Annotated in this window: 14 protein-coding genes; 3 read left to right on the top strand and 11 right to left on the bottom strand. The window is 46.9% G+C overall.

Annotation, left to right across the window (positions count from 1 at the left end):
- Positions 1-124: 124 nt before the first annotated feature.
- Together NDJ01_RS15560 and NDJ01_RS15555 are read right to left on the bottom strand one after the other, a co-directional pair.
- Positions 125-754 (bottom strand): 3'-5' exonuclease, encoded by a 630-nt coding sequence (locus tag NDJ01_RS15560; RefSeq protein WP_005382363.1) that lies wholly within the window; start codon positions 752-754, stop codon positions 125-127.
- 35 nt (positions 755-789) lie between these two features.
- Positions 790-2,616 carry a DUF294 nucleotidyltransferase-like domain-containing protein gene (locus tag NDJ01_RS15555; RefSeq protein WP_257888888.1) on the bottom strand — a complete coding sequence of 609 codons (1,827 nt, stop codon included), beginning with the start codon at positions 2,614-2,616 and terminating at the stop codon, positions 790-792.
- A 230-nt stretch (positions 2,617-2,846) separates the two neighbouring features.
- On the opposite strand from NDJ01_RS15555, the gene NDJ01_RS15550 reads away from it, so the two are divergent.
- A complete protein-coding gene (locus tag NDJ01_RS15550) occupies positions 2,847-4,034 on the top strand; it encodes a 3-phenylpropionate MFS transporter (protein WP_005397849.1) in 1,188 nt (395 codons plus the stop codon).
- A 134-nt stretch (positions 4,035-4,168) separates the two neighbouring features.
- Entirely contained in the window at positions 4,169-7,600 is a 3,432-nt protein-coding gene (locus NDJ01_RS15545; protein ID WP_257888887.1) for a PAS-domain containing protein, read from the top strand.
- A gap of 94 nt (positions 7,601-7,694) precedes the next feature.
- Here NDJ01_RS15545 and NDJ01_RS15540 read toward each other — a convergent pair whose 3' ends face one another.
- From NDJ01_RS15540 to NDJ01_RS15520, 5 genes are all read right to left on the bottom strand, one after another.
- Positions 7,695-9,080, bottom strand: a complete 1,386-nt coding sequence (locus tag NDJ01_RS15540; RefSeq protein WP_170892587.1) for a lyase family protein — start codon at positions 9,078-9,080, stop codon at positions 7,695-7,697.
- A gap of 17 nt (positions 9,081-9,097) precedes the next feature.
- Positions 9,098-9,475, bottom strand: coding sequence for a hypothetical protein (locus NDJ01_RS15535; protein WP_012841320.1), 378 nt, complete (start codon positions 9,473-9,475; stop codon positions 9,098-9,100).
- A 201-nt stretch (positions 9,476-9,676) separates the two neighbouring features.
- Positions 9,677-10,159, bottom strand: coding sequence for a hypothetical protein (locus tag NDJ01_RS15530; RefSeq protein WP_012841321.1), 483 nt, complete (start codon positions 10,157-10,159; stop codon positions 9,677-9,679).
- 259 nt (positions 10,160-10,418) lie between these two features.
- Positions 10,419-12,146 (bottom strand): sodium:solute symporter family protein, encoded by a 1,728-nt coding sequence (locus NDJ01_RS15525; RefSeq protein WP_005397550.1) that lies wholly within the window; start codon positions 12,144-12,146, stop codon positions 10,419-10,421.
- A 12-nt stretch (positions 12,147-12,158) separates the two neighbouring features.
- Complete coding sequence (locus tag NDJ01_RS15520; RefSeq protein WP_005397548.1) at positions 12,159-12,422, bottom strand: DUF4212 domain-containing protein; 264 nt, start codon at positions 12,420-12,422, stop codon at positions 12,159-12,161.
- A 520-nt stretch (positions 12,423-12,942) separates the two neighbouring features.
- Between NDJ01_RS15520 and NDJ01_RS15515 the strand changes: the two genes are divergently transcribed.
- On the top strand, positions 12,943-14,688 hold the full coding sequence (locus NDJ01_RS15515; protein ID WP_005397543.1) for a potassium/proton antiporter: 1,746 nt from the start codon (positions 12,943-12,945) through the stop codon (positions 14,686-14,688).
- 2 nt (positions 14,689-14,690) lie between these two features.
- Here NDJ01_RS15515 and NDJ01_RS15510 read toward each other — a convergent pair whose 3' ends face one another.
- The 4 genes from NDJ01_RS15510 to aspA form a co-directional block, all read right to left on the bottom strand.
- Positions 14,691-15,320 (bottom strand): response regulator transcription factor, encoded by a 630-nt coding sequence (locus NDJ01_RS15510; protein WP_005397542.1) that lies wholly within the window; start codon positions 15,318-15,320, stop codon positions 14,691-14,693.
- A 194-nt stretch (positions 15,321-15,514) separates the two neighbouring features.
- Positions 15,515-17,326 (bottom strand): protein-disulfide reductase DsbD, encoded by a 1,812-nt coding sequence (locus NDJ01_RS15505; protein WP_257888886.1) that lies wholly within the window; start codon positions 17,324-17,326, stop codon positions 15,515-15,517.
- A 161-nt stretch (positions 17,327-17,487) separates the two neighbouring features.
- The gene (locus tag NDJ01_RS15500) at positions 17,488-18,795 is read right to left on the bottom strand and encodes an anaerobic C4-dicarboxylate transporter (protein WP_005382378.1); all 1,308 of its coding nucleotides are present in this window, start codon (positions 18,793-18,795) and stop codon (positions 17,488-17,490) included.
- A gap of 175 nt (positions 18,796-18,970) precedes the next feature.
- Entirely contained in the window at positions 18,971-20,422 is a 1,452-nt protein-coding gene (gene aspA / locus NDJ01_RS15495) for an aspartate ammonia-lyase (protein WP_005397540.1), read from the bottom strand.
- Between the last annotated feature and the right edge of the window lie 263 nt (positions 20,423-20,685).

Here is a 20,685-nt window from a genome sequence, read left to right as displayed (position 1 = left end):
ACGTTGTGCTTATAACTGTCAGTCACTGCGCGTATTTCCACAATTAGACTTTAGGATGAGAGTGAAGGAAGCGCCGTGAAATCGCTGAAACAAAAGTATTTCTGGGAGCTAGGTCAACTGATTTTTATGTATACGGCGCGGTTAGGTTGGGCAAATCGCCTTTCGTTAAGCGAACAAAGACCAAAGCGGCAGAAATCGCATCTTGTAAAGCGTCGTGTTTATCTTGGATAGGAAGTTCGAGGTGTTTACAAATCGCATCCAGACTTAAGTCGAAATAGGCATTCGGCAAATGTCTTTCCAGCTTGTCGTGATAAATCTGACTGACCTCGATGAGCGGGTTAGGAAGTGGAAAGCCAAGTTGCCTCAGACAAGCAAGATCTAAGATCTTTTTATCGTAACGAATGTGATAGCCGACAAGTGGTCGGTTGCCGATAAAGTCGAGTAGCTCGAGCAGCGCCTCTTTTTCGCTAATCCCGTCGACTAAGTCTTGGTGGCGAATTCGATGAATTTTGACTGAGCCAGAATCGAGCGATTGCGGCGCGCGTAAGCGGACTTCAAATGGCTGGCTAGTGATGATGCGGTTGTCGATGATCTTCGTGGCCGCAATGGTCACCAACTCGGCACGATTTGGATCAAGGCTGGTGGTTTCGCAGTCGAGAGAAACGTATTCTGTTTTATCGGGCGTGCAAAAAAGCGACTGATAAGGAGAGCCTTTCAGTTTGTAGTGCCAGTATTTGCGTTGTAACCAGTTCATTGCTTACGCCTCTGTATGATTTATGAAAATCATGGTTAATCACGAATTTGATAGTGGAAGCCTAAAAATTGCTTAAATTTTTTCACGACATGTAAGCTGTGGCGAAGTAAATCACGCTCGGTTCTATCCAGTTGTTTAATATCAATGTTATTTAATGCTTCTTGCTTTTTGAGTTGTTGATTAAGGCGAACCTTAAAGAACAATTTCAGTGCTTCGTTGAGGTTATCTGCCGTATCAGGCTCTAAGATGCGCTTATTTCTCAGTGCTTCAATGCGCTCAAACGTGTTCTTCTCCTCAATGGCATATTCCAAAGACAAGGTGCGAATGCCGTGCACAATTGGGAAAATACCTCCGCGTTTAATATCTAATCCGTCCTTAGCACTTTTTACGTTGCCAAACAGAGTTAGGGGCACAGAAAACTGCAAGGCAGGGCGAGTAAAATCAGACAGTATCAACATGCGATCTTTCATTGTGTCGCGAAGGTGGGCCGCGATTGGAGCCAGCAGCTCGCGATTCCCCGCAACAGCATGGGCGTCACTGAAAATGGCTAAGTCCATGATTTGTTGTGGTTCGGCTTTGGCTATCCAGCGGTCTAAGGTGTTTATCCACTCTTGCTGCGTTTTGACCCATTTCGGGTTGTTGACCATGACTTTACCCGGGCAGAGTGGGTAGCCGAGCTGTTGTAGAGTGTGCGTGAAGGATTGCATCACTTGTTCGCAATGAGGCCATTCCAAACCATCTTGAATAATTAGAGCATTGTCTTGGTCTGTCTTGAGAATTTGTTCTCCTCGACCTTCTGAGCCGAGCACGATTAAGCAGCAATGATCGTGCAAGGCTGGTGGAACCACTAACTCGAACGCTTTTTCGATAATTTGCTCGTTCACGGCGGAAATCAGCTCCATGATAAAGCGAGTGCGGATGCCGTTTCTCAATAAGCTCTCGACCAATTGACGTTGGCGGTTTGAGGCTAATGCGAGCTCTTCCACACTGCTTGCTCTGGCAATACTGAGCGTTAACACGTGAGAGTGGGTGGAGAACGCGCTGAGAATTTGGGTCATATCCAGCATGCCGACGGCTTGGTTGCCATCACATACCATGAGACGTTTCATTCGATTTCGGGTCATGGTGATCATGGCGTTGAATAAAAAATCACCATCATCAACGTGATAGACAGGAAAGGTGGCGATATCACCAACAGGGGTATTGAGTGCGCTGCCATCTAACATCACGGAGTGCAGCATGTTGGTTCGCGTCACGATGGCGTATGGATGAGACGAGGGCCATTTTTCTAATCGCGGATCGTCATCATTGAGTTTGACAAGTGCTGCATCGATCCCATTTGCTTTTAGGGTGTGCGTCACCTCGTTAATCGGCGTATTTGGCTCAAGGATCATCGGTGGGTGATAAATGCTGCGGTCAACTTTGGTGAGGATAAACTCTGCCAAGTTTTGTTGTTGGTGAGCGGCTTCGATGAGTTCTTGTCGCTTTGATAAATTGTTATCGAAATAGGCCGCAAACTGACCATTCTCGTTGTAAAGCGCCAGAAAGACGTCTTTCGGTAGCAGATAGGAGAGCGTGTCTTCAAGTGCGATGTATTGATGACGTACGTTGTCTTCAAGTAACGAGCGCACATCAAACATATCGTCGTTGGCATAATGCGCGAACACTTCCTGCTGATCTTGGGAGCGCTCTTCTACCGCGCCTTTGATCAGAATATGCAAGTGAGGATTCTTCTGTCCGCAAGATAAAATTACATCTCGAGCTCGATAGTAGGCAACGTCCAGAGACGAGCGCAGTCGTGTCTGTTGTGCTTCGGTTAAGCGGTCGAACGGTGGAGATTGCATGTTAAATTTGTCAGGCATGAGAACACCCAATGATGGAAGGAACACTCTCTAAGTCTGACAAATTTCCTACCGGAAGCCAGACGACTTTGGTCTAAATCACGATGATTTCGCTTTAAGATGGCCAATGTCGCAAAGTTAGTATTCCATCGAGGAAACGATAAGTTGCCTATTCTTCCCTTTTTATAATACGCATAGCGATCCATAATTCCCGGTTCGAACGTTGATGTTCCCGTTTTAGGATATTAGTAATGTTGAAACCTTCTCCGTATGGCTGGATTTCCCAGTACTTTCTCGGATTCTTCTTTGCGTATGGCGTATATCTGCCATTTTGGTCACTTTGGTTTAAGGAGCAAGGTGTCTCTTCGACCGACATCGGTTTGCTAGTTGGGTTAGGTCTTGCGACACGTTGTGTCGCCAATATCGTGATCACCCCACGAGTGCACAAAGTTGAACACCTTATGCCTGCTTTACGTTGGTTGAGTTTCGCTGCCCTCCTTTTTGTTGGATTTCACTTTTTTACAGGTGGCAGTTTTTGGTTAATGGCGTTAGCGACGGTGCTATTTAACCTCTGTTGTGGACCGATTGTTCCATTATCGGATGCGATGGCAAACTACTACGCTCGTCTGAAAATGCTCGATTATGGCCGTACGCGCTTATGGGGCTCGATCGCCTTTATCGCGGGTTCGACGGCCGTGGGTTATCTGGTGGCTGAATTTGGCTCTGATATGATCTTGTACACGGCGATGGCCGGGGTATTAGTTTCGTTGCTATTTTCAATGCGTATGACTAACCCGATGCCCGTTACGCTTGGTGGGCAAAGCGCGGAGCGTCCAAAACTGAGTGCTCTTTTGACTGACAAGCCGATACTTAAATTCTTAGTGTTGGTGTCATTAATTCAGGGCAGTCATGCGGCTTACTACGGTTTTAGCGCTATTCACTGGAAAGCCGCAGGTCATTCGGAAGATGTGATTGGCTATCTGTGGAGCTTGGGTGTTGCAGCCGAAGTGGCAGTGTTTGCGCTGAGCAAGCGTTTATTTGTCGGTTGGTCAATGCGCGCGTTATTTGTTGTTGCTGCCGTTGGTGTGATGATGCGTTGGGGCATTACGGCATCGACAACGTCGATTGTTGCTTTGGTGATTGTTCAATTATTGCATGGCGTGACATTCGCAACGGCACACATTGCTGCGATTCAATATATCCAAAACTCGGAAGAGAATAAGATAGTGGCGCTGCAAGCATTGTATAACGCGATTCCTCTAGGCGCATTCATCGCACTGATGACCGTGTTGAGCGGTTGGGGTTATGAGCACTGGGGACCACTTGTGTTCTGGGGCATGGCCGCGATGGGGTTATTGGCATTGTTCATCAAGCTCGAACCACAAGAGCCACATCATGTGGTCGATGTATCAGACAAGTCACTGGAAACACAGAATTAGACTTCTGTGACAAAGGTTAAAAACTAAGCTTTGTCTCCGTTGTGAAAGCAGTGTTAAATGAAACCTCTCCCTAATGGAGAGGTTTTTTTATTCTCTTGCTTTAAAACGGCAAGACAGGCAAGAAAGGATATCGGATGCAAGGATGGCTGGTGGTTCCCGTTTCTTTGGCGTATTTGGGAGCCTTATTTATCATCGCGTGGTACGGCGACATTCAGAAAAGGTGGTTAGCACGCTGGCGGCCGTGGATTTATAGCCTTTCCATTGCGGTGTACTGTACATCGTGGACCTTCTACGGCACGGTCGGGCAGGCCAGCAGTAACCCTTGGTCTTTCTTGCCCATCTATATTGCCCCCATTTTAGTGTTTACCATCGGATGGCGCGTTTTAGCTCGGCTTATTTTGATTGCTAAACGGGAACACATCACGTCGATTGCTGATTTTATCGGAGCTCGTTACGGCAAATCTCAAGGTTTGGCCGTAGTTGTTACACTCATTGCGGTTGCGGGAATTTTGCCGTACATCGCTTTGCAGTTGCGTGGTATCACCATGGGGCTAGAAATCATTGCCCCAGAACTGGCTACCGATTTTGGTTATCAAAACGATAGCGTGTCGTGGTTTGTCGTGGTCGCACTGGCAATTTTTACCATGCTATTTGGTACCCGGCACATTGATAACACGGAACACCATCGTGGGATGATGATGGCGATTGCCTTCGAATCGATTATCAAACTGTTGGCGTTTTTAGTAGTCGGTGTATTCATTGTTTGGTTGGCGATGAACACCGAGAATTTGAGCTTAGTTGATGTTGCCGCACAGACGTATCAGTCACCAAACATCCCTACCATATTGATTCATACCGTACTCACGATGCTGGCGATTGTTTGTCTTCCACGACAATTCCATACGATGGTGGTGGAGAACGAACGCGCGCAAGATTTGCATGTTGCTCGTTGGTTGTTTCCCATTTATCTGATCTTGATGGGGATTTTTGTTTTACCTATTGCGTGGGTAGGGCAAGGTTTGTTGAGTGGTGCTTCGCCTGATACTTATGTGATCAGTGTGCCGATGTCGGTAGGGGCGAGTGAAATCGCTTTGCTTGCATTTTTAGGCGGCACTTCGGCGGCCAGTGGCATGGTTATCGTGTCGACGATTGCCTTAGCGATCATGGTATCGAACGACTTGGTTATGCCACTACTGTTGCGTCGCATGCGATTGACGCAGCGTAACCATCATCACTTCTCTGAATTATTACTGCGGATCCGCCGTGGTCTGATTTTAGTCCTACTAATTGGCGCTTGGGGTTTTTATCAAGCGTTAGATACCATTCACTCACTCTCAGCGATCGGCTTTCTCTCATTTGCGGCGATCACGCAATTCGCGCCTGCGCTGGTGGGCGGTATGTACTGGCGTCAAGGGAATAAGAAAGGTGTGTATGTTGGCTTGGCGGTAGGCTTTACCATTTGGCTGATTACGTTAATGAGCCAAACGGACATGCTTGCCGGGAATGCCAGTAACAACTTTTTGATTTGGTTGATCACCCCACCAGAGGTATTGGCTGGCTTTGACATTGCGATTTCAGATTGGGGGATGATCCTCAGCGTGGTCGCCAATGCAGTGTGTTTTGTCGTGGTTTCTATGACTACACGACCAAGCCTAAGTGAGCGCTTACAATCGGCGTCATTCGTTGGTACGCCACTGCCTGAAAGCGAAAACATGAGCCTGTACCAGAGTCGTGTTACGGTTGCGGAACTAGAAATGTTAGCGTCTAGGTTTGTTGGGCGAACGCGAGTAAAAGCGGCTTTTCAAGCGTATTGGAGCCAGCAACGAGAAGAGCTAATGCCGAATCAGCAAGCGCCATCTTCTCTGATTCGACATACCGAACGTGTATTAGCCGGGGTATTCGGTGCTTCTTCTGCTAAGTTAGTACTTACTTCTGCCCTGCAGGGAAGAAACATGCAGCTTGAAGAGGTGGCGACTATCGTCGATGAAGCCTCTGAACTGTACGATTTTAGCCGAGGCCTACTTCAAGGGGCGATTGAACATATCGGCCAAGGTATTGCGGTGGTCGATAAGCAACTACGCTTGGTAGCGTGGAACCAACGCTACTTAGAACTCTTTGAATTTCCGCCAGGCCTGATTCAAGTAGGTCGACCGATTGCGGATGTGATTCGGCACAATGCAGAGCAAGGGTTGTGTGGCCCTGGTGACCCTGATGACCACGTCCGTCGCCGTGTTTATCACCTTGAGCAAGGGACTCGGCACACCTCTTCTCGGGTTCGTCCCGATGGTCGCGTGATTGAGGTACAAGGTAACCCAATGCCAGGTGGTGGCTTTGTGATGAGCTTTACCGACATCACCGTATTCCGTGATGCAGAGCAAGCACTGAAAGACGCCAACGAGACATTGGAAGAAAGGGTACGTCTGCGGACTCGAGAATTAGAACAACTTAACAAGCAGCTGGTGGAAGCGACGCAGCGCTCCGATTTGGAATCGAAGTCCAAATCACGGTTCTTGGCGGCAGTAAGCCATGACTTGATGCAGCCACTCAACGCGGCGCGTCTATTCGCCTCTTCACTATCGGAAGTAGCCAAAGACAGCGAAGCTAAAAAGCTGTCGGCTCACATTGAGAGTGCTTTAGAGGCGGCCGAAGACCTGATAGGAGATTTGCTGGATATTTCGCGCTTGGAGTCGGGCAAGCTGGAAGTCAATGTGCACGGTTTTGCGTTAAACGATGTGTTGTCGAATTTGAATGCGGAGTTCAGCGCATTAGCCAAGCAACAAGGTATAGCATTCACCATGATTCCATCCTCACTCATGGTGAAATCGGATCCCAAACTGCTGCGCCGTGTGGTGCAAAACTTCCTGACCAATGCGTTTCGTTATAACCCGAATGGCAAAGTGGCGCTTGGTGTTCGCCGGGTAAAAGGGCGAGTGCGTATTGATGTGTGGGACAACGGTGTAGGTATTGAAGAAGAGAAGCAGCAAGAGATCTTTGAAGAGTTTAATCGCGGAACTCAAGTTCGTTCCGACCAAGGTCTCGGGCTTGGTTTGGCGATTTCCAAGGGAATTGCTCAAGTGCTCGGGCATGAAATTTCGATGCGTTCTTGGGTTGGTAAAGGCAGTGTCTTTTCCATCACGCTTGATAAAGCCGATCATGTGCAGCCGCCCCCAGTTCAAGTCACGACAAGTAACCAATCTGAACTTGGTCATCTAAGAATTCTATGTGTCGATAATGAGCCTGACATTCTAGTCGGCATGGAAAACTTACTGTCTCGATGGGGCTGCGATACGCGAGTGGCGACCGATTTGGTAGAAAGTCTACAAGCTCTCGAGGATGGTTGGATTCCGGACGTGATTTTTTCCGATTACCGACTTGATGATGGTCGTACTGGTTTAGAAGTGCTACAGCAATGCCGCCTGAGATTAGGCCACAGCTTTGAAGGCGTCATCATTAGTGCAGATCGCACCGATGATATGCTTGATGGCATCAAGGCAAATGGGTTCAGCTTTATTGCGAAGCCAGTTAAGCCGCTTAAATTGCGTTCGGTGCTCAACCGCGTCGCATAGATTTAGAGTGTTTTAGCGTTGCTATAAAAGAGACCTCCGAATGGAGGTCTCTGTGTTTGTAATCTTATTTTGGTTTGTAGGCTGAGTTTGCCGCTTATTCCGCAACACCACCTTGGGTGAGTTTTGCGGGATTAAGCAATCGTTCTAGCGTGGCTCTATCTAAATCGGTTTCTTCTTCTGCGACATCAATAATCGCACGACCCTGCTTATAGGCTTTCTTCGCGATTTCTGCCGCTTTCAGGTAGCCAATGACCGGGTTGAGGGCCGTGACCAAAATTGGGTTTTTGGCGAGCGCTACATCCAAGTTATCTTGACGAACTTCGAATGTTGCAATGGCCTTATCGGATAAAGCGGTTGCGCTGTTAGCGAGCAACTCGATGCTCTCCAATATATTATGAGCAATGACAGGTAGCATGACGTTTAGTTGGAAGTTACCAGCTTGGCCCGCGACGGTAATCGTGGTGTCATTACCAATGACTTGCGCTGAGGCCATAGCTGCGGCTTCTGGGATCACAGGGTTTACTTTGCCAGGCATGATGGAAGAACCCGGTTGCAAGCCTTGTAATTCAATCTCACCTAAACCAGCCAATGGGCCTGAATTCATCCAACGAAGATCGTTTGCGATCTTCATGATCGCAACTGCTGCTGTTTTGAGCTGTCCCGACAGAGCGACGATCGCATCTTGACTGCTTAAATTGAAAAAGAAGTTATCACTGGCCGTGAACTGAATACGAGTTGACTGGGTTAGGTTGCTAGCGAATAAGTCTGCAAAGCGTGGATCGGCATTGATCCCCGTGCCAACCGCTGTACCACCTTGGGCTAAGGCTTTTACCGCAGGAAGTGCTTGTTCAATCGCTTGTTTTACGTGCTCGATTTGGAACTGCCAACCGCCAAGCTCTTGAGCAAAGGTAATTGGCATCGCGTCCATTAAGTGGGTGCGACCGGTTTTTACAACATCTTTCAATGCTTGTTGCTTAAACTCTAGTGTTTGGATGAGGTGTGACAGGGCCGGGAAGAGCTGTTTTTCAATGGCTAATGCTGCGCTAACTTGAATTGCGGTTGGCACCACATCGTTGCTGCTTTGTCCCATGTTGACGTGATCATTAGGACTGACGGTACCGCCTAGATGCTGGGAGGCCAGTGTTGCAATCACTTCATTCGCATTCATATTTGAGCTGGTGCCTGATCCGGTTTGAAATACGTCAATTGGAAATTGCTCAATATGATTGCCCTCGATAATCGCCTGAGCTGCGTCAGCAATCGCATTAGCGATATCACCTTCAAGCAGCCCCAATTGTGCGTTGGTGAGTGCCGCAGTCTGCTTGATGTGTGCCAACGCTTGGATGAAGCCAGATGGCATCTTATATTGACTGAATGAGAAGTTATCGACGGCGCGCTGAGTTTGGGCTTGGTAGAGTGCATCTGCTGGGACTTTCACTTCGCCCATACTGTCAGTTTCTATGCGGAATTCGGTGCTCATGGTAGGGATCCTTTTGGTTAATCGAGTGAGATTTGAATCAGGCGTAATTGTTGTTGTAATGCGAGAAATTTCACGTCGCCTTGTTCAAACTGATAGTAATAGCGTTTGAGACAGAATAATGGCGTATGGATAGAATCGAGACAGACACGACGGAAGATGCGACTGCGAGTGGAGTCTTGAATTGCGTCTAGTAGATGGAAATAAACCTGACGCAAAAACAGCTCACACAACAATAGATTTTCTTCATCGGCACCGTGTTCATAGCAGGAAGACAACACCATTCCCCAATGAATATAGTCATGAATTACGTCTGGCTCAAAGCCGTGTGGTGCGGCGAGAAGGAATCTATCTTGTGCTTTAAAAAATGCGTTGAAGATGTCCCGTTTGTTGTCCATAACCACCTCTCGTTTAATGTAATGATAATTATTATCAATTAAGTGGTGGGTTGGCAACCCTTTTTAGAGTAAGAGGTTGTTGAAGAAAGACTTACGGAAACAAAAGCCGACGTAAAAGCGTCGGCAGAGAGGGAATTATTTAGTCCTGAGGTGACAATGAGGTATCGACGTTTTGGATATCGGTGTCTTTATCTGTGGCCATTACTCTGTAAATAAGGTTTCGTACTTCACAAACGCGGTTTGTGTTTCGCCGTAATAAAGTGTGCCTCCAGATTGAATGACGACTCTTAACCAACTTTCTGCGGATGCTGGTCTTGGTAAGGTAATGTACCAACTTTTTCCAGCCTGATCGGCGGGCTTCATATCAATCGGCTGAGCATTTTTCTCTTCGTCATTAACGATCGAAACTTTGACCCCTTCGAGTGGATAGGCGGCATTGAGTGACAATTCTAAGCCATTTTTCGTGAGCTGTTCTGAGCGAAACTTCACTTTAAAGTCGCCATTTTCCATGTCACACAGTCCACTGGTGTAACGACAGTTAGACTTACTCGCGAGTTTGTAAGTTTCCCCTTCTTGTGCCGCGTGGGGTTTCTCGCTGAGTGCCATATCGGTGCCGAAGTAGGCGATCAAAGAAAGAATCGGCGCAATCAGCAGTGCGAGAATAAAGTGCTTGTTTTTGAACATAAAATACTAATTCCATCAATTATCTGTTCATTTTTACTGGCTAAAATCACTAATAACTTCGTTAATGATTTTGAAGGTAGAGCAATTAGCTTGCTGCAATCTTTGCCTTGTTCTAAACGATTGTTTCTGCGGCGTTCCCCGAACATATAACCAATGCCATTCGTGTGCTTCCTTGCTACGGCTCAGGGAATCTAATTATTAGAATAAGTTAGGTGAATAAAAAAGCCCCAAGTGGGGCTTTTGTGGCTTGCGTTATATTTTAGTGATCCACGGCATCGCCTGCACCAACAGGGACACGAACGTGTTCAACAAGATCTTTAACTTCTTGAGGTGTTTCCGCTGTAACTTTCGATACCGCGAATGCCACGATGAAGTTAAATAGGGCGCCGATAGCACCAAACGCGTTTGGCTCAATACCTAGGAACCAGTTGGTTCCCCAGCTTTCTAGATATTTCCAGTCAGCAACGAATAGGATGCCTTTGTGCTGGAATACGTAGAACAGTGTGATACTGATACCGGCAATCATACCGGCGATTGCGCCTTCTTTATTGATGCCTTTGCTGAAGATACCCATCATCAACGCAGGGAAGATGGATGATGCAGCAAGACCAAAGGCGAGCGCCACCGTACCAGCTGCAAAGCCTGGAGGATTCAATCCGAGATAGCCTGCGGCTGCGATTGCTACCGCCATCGAGATTCGGCTGGCAAGCAGCTCCTTCTTCTCGGATATGTTCGGATTTATAACCCCTTTAATTAAGTCATGGGAAATCGCCGACGAAATAGCAAGCAACAGACCCGCTGCTGTGGATAGTGCTGCAGCGAGACCACCAGCGGCTACGAGTGCAATGACCCAGTTTGGTAGCTTAGCGATTTCTGGGTTTGCTAGTACCATGATGTCACGGTCAACTCGCAATTCATTGGTGTCAGGGTTTGAGGTGTACTCGATCAGGCCATCGCCATTCTTATCATCAAAGCCTAATAGACCTGTTGTTTCCCAGTTTTTGAACCAATCAGGGCGCTCATCATACGCAAGGTGCTGACCAGGCGCAGGGTTAACGGTATCCATTAGGTTTAGACGAGCCATTGCTGAAACTGCTGGCGCTGTTGTGTATAGAATAGCGATGAACACAAGTGCCCAGCCTGCAGAAGTACGCGCATCACGTACCTTAGGTACCGTAAAGAAACGGATGATAACGTGTGGTAGACCCGCAGTACCGATCATCAATGACATGGTGTAAACGAACATGTTTAGTGTGCTACCGCGAACCTGCGTAGTGTACTCACTAAAGCCTAGTTCGGTCACCACTTGGTCGAGCCTATCGAGCAGATAAACATCGGTGCCTTGAATGGTACTCCCGAGGCCAATCTGAGGTAGCGGGTTACCTGTAAGTTGCAGAGAGATAAAGATTGCAGGGATAGTGTAAGCAAGAATGAGTACGCAATATTGAGCAATCTGCGTGTATGTGATGCCTTTCATGCCGCCAAGTACGGCGTACATGAATACGATACACATACCAATCAGTAGGCCTGTTGAGTAATCAACTTCTAGGAAGCGACCGAAGGCAACGCCAACGCCTTTCATCTGGCCGATAACATAAGTGACCGATGCGATGATAAGACAGATAACCGCCACGATACGTGCCGTGTTCGAGTAGAAGCGTTCACCAACAAACTCTGGCACCGTAAACTTACCAAACTTACGTAGATAAGGGGCGAGTAACAGTGCAAGCAGTACGTAACCACCCGTCCAACCCATTAGGAATACGGAGCCGCCGTAACCCATAAAGGCAATCAGACCCGCCATTGAGATGAACGATGCCGCCGACATCCAGTCAGCAGCGGTTGCCATACCGTTAGCGATTGGGTTGACCCCGCCACCTGCCACATAGAACTCTTTGGTTGACCCCGCACGCGCCCAGATCGCAATACCGATGTAGAGGACGAAGGTTGCACCAACAACCAGGTAGGTAATAGTTTTCAAATCCATCTGAGTTACTCCTTACTCATCTACGCCGAATTCACGATCGATTTGGCGCATCTTCCATGCGTAATAGAAAATAATACCTAGGAAGGTGTAGATGGAGCCTTGCTGAGCAAACCAGAAACCAAGTTTGTATCCACCTAATTGAAATTGATTAAGTACGTCGACAAATAAAATGCCGCAGCCGAAAGACACTACGAACCAGATGACCATAAGGCCAATCATGAGCTTCACGTTTTTGTCCCAATAGGCTTTGGCTCTTTCTTCGCTTTCAAATGCCATTGCCGTCTCCTTACGATTGGTATTGTTGTTAAAAAAATGTTTCAACATGTACATTAGCAAGGTGTTGGCAAGAACTCTTTTCAACTTTAGTCGGGGTATGAAAAATAAAAAACTCCCGTGATATGGGCGCTTAGAGAAGAGTTAGGGTTATTTGTTAATGTTAAAAAGCTGTTAAATTAGCCAAAGGTCTAAGGAGAGAAATGATAAAAAGCACGAATAAGAGACGTGATTAATTTTTTCTTCATTGATTTTAGCGATCCTTAACAGAAACATTCTGCGTTCTTCTTTTTATCAATCAGCGAAAAAACTGGCGTGAAAACTTCACAAGTAATTTATTTACATAAAGTTTTCGTACCAAATCACCGTTTTAGCGCACAATAAAGTAATATAACTGAGTCATTCTCGTACAACCTCGCGCTTTGGGACGGTTTAAGGAGGAGGCAGATTAAGGCATTAACTTATTAACGAAGTCGCCTTAGCTCATCACAAGCATATCGTTTTTCATTAAGGGAGGGTGAGAATGGACGCAGACACCATTAACAGTTTTTTTCTTATAGGTGCGTTGTTAATCGCACTTAGCGTTCTTTTAAGCCCAGTTTCCTCTAAGTTGGGAATCCCAATTCTTTTGGTATTTTTAGCCGTTGGAATGCTGGCGGGGGAAGACGGTTTAGGCGGTATTTTATTTGATAATTTTTCGATCGCTTACTTGGTCAGTAACCTCGCATTAGCCATCATTTTGCTTGATGGTGGTATGAGAACACGGGTTGCCAGCTTTAGGGTGGCGTTATGGCCTTCGGTGTCTTTAGCAACGTTTGGGGTTGCAATCACCACTATTTTGACCGGGCTGATGGCAACGTGGTTATTCGACTTAGACTTGCTGCAAGGTATATTAGTTGGTGCGATTGTCGGCTCCACTGATGCCGCCGCGGTTTTTTCTCTACTCAAAGGTCGTAGTCTTAACGAACGTGTTGGCTCAACGCTGGAAATTGAATCTGGCACCAATGACCCTATGGCGGTGTTTCTGACTGTTACTCTGATTGCTATTTTAGCGAACCCAGATGCAGATTTGAGTGTGGGCTTTTTGGCGCTCAGTTTTCTTAAGCAGTTTGGTATTGGTGCTTTACTCGGTTTTGCTGGTGGCTGGATTTTGTGGAAGGTCATCAATCGTAATCAACTGCCGGATGGCTTATATTCGATTTTAACCGTCAGTGGTGGCTTGCTGATTTTCGCTTTATCTAATGCATTAGGTGGCAGCGGTATTCTGTCAATTTATCTGGTTGGTTTACTGTTAGGTAATCGTCCAACACGTAGCCGCCATTCCATTCTTCATGTTCTAGATGGCATGACGTGGCTAGCTCAAATCGGTATGTTCCTCGTGCTTGGTTTATTGGTTACGCCTTCCAACTTGCTTTCTATTGCGTTGCCTGGTTTGGCGTTGGCCTTTGGGATGATTTTATTTGCCCGTCCAATCTCGGTTTGGATCGGTTTACTGCCATTCAAGAGTTTCACACCACGTGAAAAGTGGTTTGTTTCTTGGGTGGGCTTGCGCGGTGCTGTCCCAATTATTCTGGCGGTATTTCCAATGATGGCAGGATTGCCAGATGCGCAGTTGTACTTCAATTTGGCGTTTTTCGTGGTAATGGTCTCTTTGATTGTACAAGGTGGCACATTGACTAAAGCGATGTCTCTGGCGAAGGTAGAGCTGCCTTCTAAACCTGAGCCAATTTCACGCACTGGTGTGGAGATTTACCCAACTAGTGAGTGGGAACTGTTTATCTATAAGCTTAAAGCGGATAAATGGTGTATTGGTGAACCATTGCGTAGTCTTTCGATGCCGGATGGAACGCGCATCGCCGCAGTATTTCGCAATAAAGCGTTATTGCATCCGTCAGGTAGTACGCGCCTCGAAGAAGACGATACCTTGTGTGTGTTGGCGCAAGAAAAGGATTTGGATGCTCTGAGCTTGCTATTCAGTGAAGCGCCTGAGAAAGCGTCATTGGCACGATTCTTTGGTGATTTCTTCCTAGATATTGAAGTGAACCTTGCCGATATTGCGATGATGTATGGCCTGAACTTGGGCGATGAGTCACTCGATAAAAGCTTAAGAAACCTTGTAGAAGAACAACTGGGGACTACACCAGTGTTAGGGGACCAATTCGAGTGGCAAGGCTTGCAATGGATCATTGCCGATGTCGTTGACCAACAAGTCACCAAAGTAGGTATCCGTTTGCCAAGCGAGCAAAGCCTGCTCGCTGACGAGGAGTGAACCTAGTCGTTCATCTCCGTTAGCATGATGACGGCTTGTGTGCGGTTTTTTACGCCGAGCTTGCGGAAAATCGCCGTCATGTGCGCTTTGATGGTGGCTTCTGAAACATTCAATTCGTAGGCGATTTGTTTGTTCAGTAAGCCATCTGACAACATCCCCAACACCTTATATTGCTGCGGCGTTAGCGCGGCAATCTTCTCCGCTAAGTCATTACATGCCGCGTTATTGGTGATCAGCCCTTCAGGAAAATACGGGTCGCCATTGAGCACTTGATTGAGCGCATTCACCAATTCGCGCATGTCGCTCGATTTAGGAATAAAACCAAACGCACCATGGCTTTTCACTTGTGTCACGATCGCTGGCTCTTCACTAGCCGAGACGACGACGATTGGTAAGTCTGGGTGTTCTGCTCGCAAGTGAATCAAGCCAGACATACCATTTGCTCCTGGCATTTTGAGATCCAATAGCACCAAATCTGGCTCTTCTTCTCGCTCTAACAAAGCCAGTAGTGCGTCGAGTGAGTCCGCTTCAAGCAAATTTGCCCCACTGATTGCCATGTGGATAGATTGAAACAAGGCATTACGGAAGAGTGGGTGATCATCTGCAATGATGATGGTGTAGGTCGAATCCATGACGTTAAACACTTTTGACTATTTCGTTAAATTTATTATTGTCCAGCTTTGAGATAGTGGACAATATTTATTCGCTAAAAGTCTGAACCAAATCGACTTTTATTAGGAAAATTGCATATAAGCGCAATTTTCTCATTCAAATCTGGGTAATAAAAAACGCCAGTGGTCATCACTGGCGTTTGAATATCTGATGATCAGAATTGTTGGATGTGCTCTAAGAAAGGCTCGGCTTGCATAAAGCCGGTTAAACGCGCGTTTGAAATGTGTTCGCCATTCGCATCCCAGAACTCGATGGTTGGCAAGCCAAGCACGTTCATGTGTTTGAGTAACTCAATATCTTGCACTTGGTTCTTGGTTACATCAGCTTGCAGAAGAACAAAGTCTTTTAGCTTGGCTTCGACGCTTGGATCATGGAAGGTGTACTTCTCAAACTCTTTACACGCCACACACCAATCGGCGTAGAAGTCGAGCATCACAGGTTTGCCAGCTGCTTTGGCTAGCGCTAGTTGTTCTTCCAACTCTGCAACATTGGCAATGCGTGTAAAGCTTACGGAAGTTTGTTGAGCTTGCGTTGCGTTATTACCAAACCAGTAATTTAATACTGGCTGTGCTGACGCGAGCAAACCCAATACGGCGATGATGCCAACGGCGCTTTGTTTCCAGCCACCAAACTCCAAGCTGTTTTTCACATGATACAGCCAACCAAAGGCAGCGATGCCCAGTGTTGACCACAGAATTGTTGACCACATTTCTGGCATGATGCGTTCCAACAAGAAGATAGGCGCAGCAAGCAGAATAAAGCCGAACAGCGTTTTCACGCGGTCCATCCAACCGCCGGCTTTTGGTAGCAACTTGTTGCCAAATACCGCCACAAGGATCAACGGAATCCCCATGCCCATCGCCAGCGCGTAAAGGGCGACTCCACCAGTGAGTAAGTCGCCACTTTGTGCGACGTAAAGCAGCGCACCAGAGAGTGGGGCGGTAGTACACGGAGAACAAACCAAGCCAGATATTGCCCCCATTGCAAACACGCCAGCACTGCTACCACCTTGCTGCTTGTTACTTAAGTTATTCAGCCACGTTTGCACGCTGCTTGGTAACTGCAATGAGTACAGACCAAACATCGACATAGCTAATGCGATGAACAGTACACTCAAACCAATCAGCACATAAGGGTGTTGCATCGCCGCTTGGAACTGCATGCCCGCAGACGCCACTACAAGGCCGAGCAGCGTGTAAGTCAGCGCCATGCCTTGTACGTAAACAAATGACAAACCAAGCGCACGACGTTGGCTCAGCTTGCCACTGCCAAGCACGATGCTGGTCAAAATTGGGTACATCGGCAGTACACAAGGGGTAAATGCTAGACCCACACCAAGTGCCAAAAACAACAACGGCGTCCACCACTTGTCGGCTAGATTCGCGGCTAAGCTATCTTGCTCACTGACTGGTACTGAAGTGGTGGTTGGTTTTGTTGCTGGCTGTGCTTTTTCTGTCGTCGGTGCCTTGGCAGTCGGTGCTACGGTGTCGGAATTGGATGAAGAAAACGCGCTGATTGGAATCTCACGCGTTTCTGGTGGGTAGCAGAAGCCCGCTTTCGCACAGCCTTGATATTGCACAATGACACGTGCGCCCTCTTGCCAATTACTCATTGGGATATTGACAAATAGTGGTGTGGTATAGATATGCACATCACCAAAGAATTCATCTTTATGTGGCGTGCCGTTTTCCATTTGCAGTTCGCCCAGTGAGATGTTCTCACCAGACACAGATAAACGCTCTTGATACAGGTAATAACCATCGCGTACCTGCCAATCGAGCATCAATTTGTCGTCTTGCTGGTAGAAATTAAACGGAAATGCCTGATCGACCGGAACAAAGCTGTCGCTGCTGCTACCAAAACTGTTGTTCTGGCTATTGGTAAACTGGTCTTTGCCAAATAAAGCTAAAGACGGAGTGGAAAAGGTAATGAGCCCTAAGAGTAAAACGGAAAGTAATGCGCGCATAAAAGAGTCAATTCATCTTAGATAATTGCCGTTAGTGTAACTCAATCAGACCCGGAGGCGAGTCAATAAGTTTCATGAAAATGAAGATTTATTGAGCATAAATCAAGACAACAGGCAATAAAAAAGGGAGCCGAAGCTCCCCGAGTAAGACTCTGTTTCTACTAGATCAGTAGACCACCGAATGCGAAGCCAAGTGCTACCGCAGAAGCAATGGTTACCACACCAGGTACAAAGAATGGGTGGTTGAATACGTACTTACCGATACGCGTTGAACCCGTGTCGTCCATCTCAACCGCTGCTAGAAGCGTTGGGTAAGTTGGCAGTACGAATAGCGCACTTACTGCTGCGAAAGATGCAACTGCGGTAAGTGGTGCCACACCGATAGCAAGTGCTGCTGGCATCAGCGCAACCGTGGTTGCACCTTGCGAGTAAAGCAGCATAGACGCGAAGAATAGAACAAGCGCTAGCATCCATGGGTAGTCTGCTAGTAGTGCTCCAGCGACTTCTTTGATGCCGTCAACGTGCGCGTTAACGAACGTAGAACCTAACCATGCCACACCAAGAACACACACACACGCTGTCATACCAGAGCGGAATGTTGCTGCGGCTGGAATTTTGCCAGCGTCGATTTTACAGCTCATTACGATAGCTGCCGCGGCTGCTAGCATTACCGTCATGATAGCTTCGTTACGACCTAGAGCAGGGTTCTCGATAAGGCCAACAGAGCCAGAAATTGCTGCTGCGTAACACACTACGAATGCGATTGCGCCTAGGAAGATGAACGTCGCTTTCTTCGCTGTTGGTAGGATTTCGCGTTTTGCTTCTGTATTTAGCTTGATTAAGCCTTTTTCTAGACGCTCTTGGTATTCAGCATCGTCTTTTAGCTCACAGCCCATGAAGTTCGCCACGAACGCACCGATCATGCACGCGATGAACGTCGTTGGGATACAGATTGCTAGTAGTGTTAGGTAGTCAACGCCAAATGGGTGCAGCATTGCCGCAAACGCGACAACAGCCGCTGAGATTGGTGATGCAGTGATCGCGATTTGCGATGCCACTACTGCGATAGACAGTGGACGAGAAGGACGCACGCCTTGGCCTTTCGCGACTTCTGCAATCACTGGCAACGTAGAGAATGCCGTGTGGCCAGTACCGGCCATCAGCGTCATTAGGTAAGTTACGATAGGCGCATAAAAGGTGATGCGCTCAGGATGCTTGCGCAAAAAGTTTTCAGCAACTTGCACCATCCAGTCTAAACCACCTGCCACTTGCATTGCTGCGATAGCCGTGATGACAGACATGATGATCAAAATTACGTCAACTGGGATGTAAGCTTGGCTTGTTGGCACACCTAAGATCAAAGACAACGCAATGACCCCAGCACCACCAGCAAAACCAATGCCGATACCGCCGATTCTAGCCCCCAAATAGATGAAGAGCAGAACCACGAAGAGTTCGACCATGACCATATTGATACCTCTTTAGTTTTTTATTGATTCTGATTTTTTGAACACTCAGGAACAGGAGTAAATGCTCAGAGAATTAGAACCCAGTGGCCTAATGGCAATAAAAGCATATAAAAAATGTGGTTAACCGTATGAGAGCCTAAAAAAGGGGCCTGAGTGGCCCCCTTCGAATTAGTTATTACTCGTAGCGTTTCGCTTTGTAAGTTGGATGCATGAAGTTTTCTACTGACAAGATTTCATCAAGCTCTTCTGCGGTTAGCAGGCCGCGCTCTAGCACAACTTCGCGAACACTCTTACCGGTTTCCGCACAAATCTTACCTACGATGTCACCTTCGTGGTGGCCGATGTATGGGTTTAGGTAAGTGACGATACCGATTGAGTTGTAAACGTAGTTTTCACAAGTCTCTTTATTGACTGTGATGCCGTCGATACATTTATCACGTAGGTTCACACACGCATTGTGTAGTAGAGAGATAGACTCAAACATGCTTTGTGCGATAACTGGTTCCATTACGTTTAGCTGTAGCTGACCGCCTTCTGCTGCGAAAGAAACCGTGTTGTCGTTACCTAGAACTTTAAAGCAAACTTGGTTTACTACTTCTGGGATAACTGGGTTTACTTTTGCTGGCATGATTGAAGAACCTGCTTGCATTTCAGGTAGGTTCAATTCATTTAGACCAGCGCGTGGGCCAGAAGAAAGTAGACGAAGGTCGTTACAGATCTTCGATAGTTTCACCGCTAGACGTTTTAGTGCACTGTGCGTCATTACGTATGCGCCACAGTCAGAAGTCGCTTCGATAAGGTCTTCTGCCGCAACAACGTCAAGACCTGTTACTTCCGCTAGGTGTTTTACTGCAAGCGCTTGGTAGCCAGTCGGTGTATTTAGACCTGTACCGATTGCGGTTGCGCCTAGGTTGATTTCTAGGAGTAGTTTAGAGGTGTAATCTAGAGCACGAATCTCTTCGTTTAGTGTTACTGCCCAAGCGTGGAACTCTTGACCTACAGTCATTGGTACCGCGTCTTGTAGCTGAGTACGACCCATTTTCAGTACATCTTTAAACTCAATTGCTTTAAGTTCGAATGCGCCTTTTAGGTACTCAATTGCTTCCATTAGTTTGTGTACGCTGTTGTAAACCGCGATACGGAAACCTGTTGGGTACGCACAGTTGGTTGATTGGCTCTTGTTTACGTGGTCATTTGGGTTAACAAATTCGTATTGACCTTTCTCTTTACCCATTAGCTCAAGCGCAACGTTTGCGATCACTTCGTTTGTGTTCATGTTCACGGAAGTGCCCGCACCACCTTGGAATACGTCTGATGGGAACTGATCCATGCACTTGCCAGTTTCTAGGATCAAATCACACGCTTCGATGATGTAGTTTGCAACGTCTTTTGGAATCGCACCAAGTTCTTTGTTTGCCAACGCCGCTGCTTTTTTGGTCATTACCATACCGCGTACAAATTCTGGTACGTCAGAGATGGTCATATTAGAGATGTTGAAGTTCTCGATCGCACGTAGCGTATGAATACCGTAGTACGCATCTGCAGGGACATGACGTTGACCTAATAGATCTTCTTCAATACGAGTGGCTGGGTTTGCTGTTTTTGGAGCATCAGATAGGGTAGCCATAGCAGGATCCTTAGATGATAATTCTGATAATAAAGTTATTTATTAGCCATTTCTGCAATCTAGAATCCATTCATCAGAATTTTTGGCTGGAAAATCCGTCCTGACTTATGTGGCACATGATACTGCACCTAGCGCATAAAAATAGTAACTAGATCACCTTTTTCGTTTTTCATGAGTCAATAATTTGCAAAGTATGAACGGGTTATTAATAACCCTTTATGGGTACTCGATTTTCCTCGACAAACATGGGTTTTTAGAGTTCG

The organism is Vibrio sp. HS-50-1 (genome assembly GCF_024747315.1).
GTDB lineage: Bacteria > Pseudomonadota > Gammaproteobacteria > Enterobacterales > Vibrionaceae > Vibrio > Vibrio diabolicus.
This window is presented reverse-complemented; position numbering and strand designations above follow the sequence as displayed.

Excerpts from the sequence above, each read along its gene's own strand:
- NDJ01_RS15560 (WP_005382363.1), bottom strand. The coding sequence starts at position 754 with ATGAACTGGTTACAACGCAAATACTGGCACTACAAACTGAAAGGCTCT.
- NDJ01_RS15555 (WP_257888888.1), bottom strand. The coding sequence starts at position 2,616 with ATGCCTGACAAATTTAACATGCAATCTCCACCGTTCGACCGCTTAACC.
- NDJ01_RS15550 (WP_005397849.1), top strand. The coding sequence starts at position 2,847 with ATGTTGAAACCTTCTCCGTATGGCTGGATTTCCCAGTACTTTCTCGGA.
- NDJ01_RS15545 (WP_257888887.1), top strand. The coding sequence starts at position 4,169 with ATGCAAGGATGGCTGGTGGTTCCCGTTTCTTTGGCGTATTTGGGAGCC.
- NDJ01_RS15540 (WP_170892587.1), bottom strand. The coding sequence starts at position 9,080 with ATGAGCACCGAATTCCGCATAGAAACTGACAGTATGGGCGAAGTGAAA.
- NDJ01_RS15535 (WP_012841320.1), bottom strand. The coding sequence starts at position 9,475 with ATGGACAACAAACGGGACATCTTCAACGCATTTTTTAAAGCACAAGAT.
- NDJ01_RS15530 (WP_012841321.1), bottom strand. The coding sequence starts at position 10,159 with ATGTTCAAAAACAAGCACTTTATTCTCGCACTGCTGATTGCGCCGATT.
- NDJ01_RS15525 (WP_005397550.1), bottom strand. The coding sequence starts at position 12,146 with ATGGATTTGAAAACTATTACCTACCTGGTTGTTGGTGCAACCTTCGTC.
- NDJ01_RS15520 (WP_005397548.1), bottom strand. The coding sequence starts at position 12,422 with ATGGCATTTGAAAGCGAAGAAAGAGCCAAAGCCTATTGGGACAAAAAC.
- NDJ01_RS15515 (WP_005397543.1), top strand. The coding sequence starts at position 12,943 with ATGGACGCAGACACCATTAACAGTTTTTTTCTTATAGGTGCGTTGTTA.
- NDJ01_RS15510 (WP_005397542.1), bottom strand. The coding sequence starts at position 15,320 with ATGGATTCGACCTACACCATCATCATTGCAGATGATCACCCACTCTTC.
- NDJ01_RS15505 (WP_257888886.1), bottom strand. The coding sequence starts at position 17,326 with ATGCGCGCATTACTTTCCGTTTTACTCTTAGGGCTCATTACCTTTTCC.
- NDJ01_RS15500 (WP_005382378.1), bottom strand. The coding sequence starts at position 18,795 with ATGGTCATGGTCGAACTCTTCGTGGTTCTGCTCTTCATCTATTTGGGG.
- aspA (WP_005397540.1), bottom strand. The coding sequence starts at position 20,422 with ATGGCTACCCTATCTGATGCTCCAAAAACAGCAAACCCAGCCACTCGT.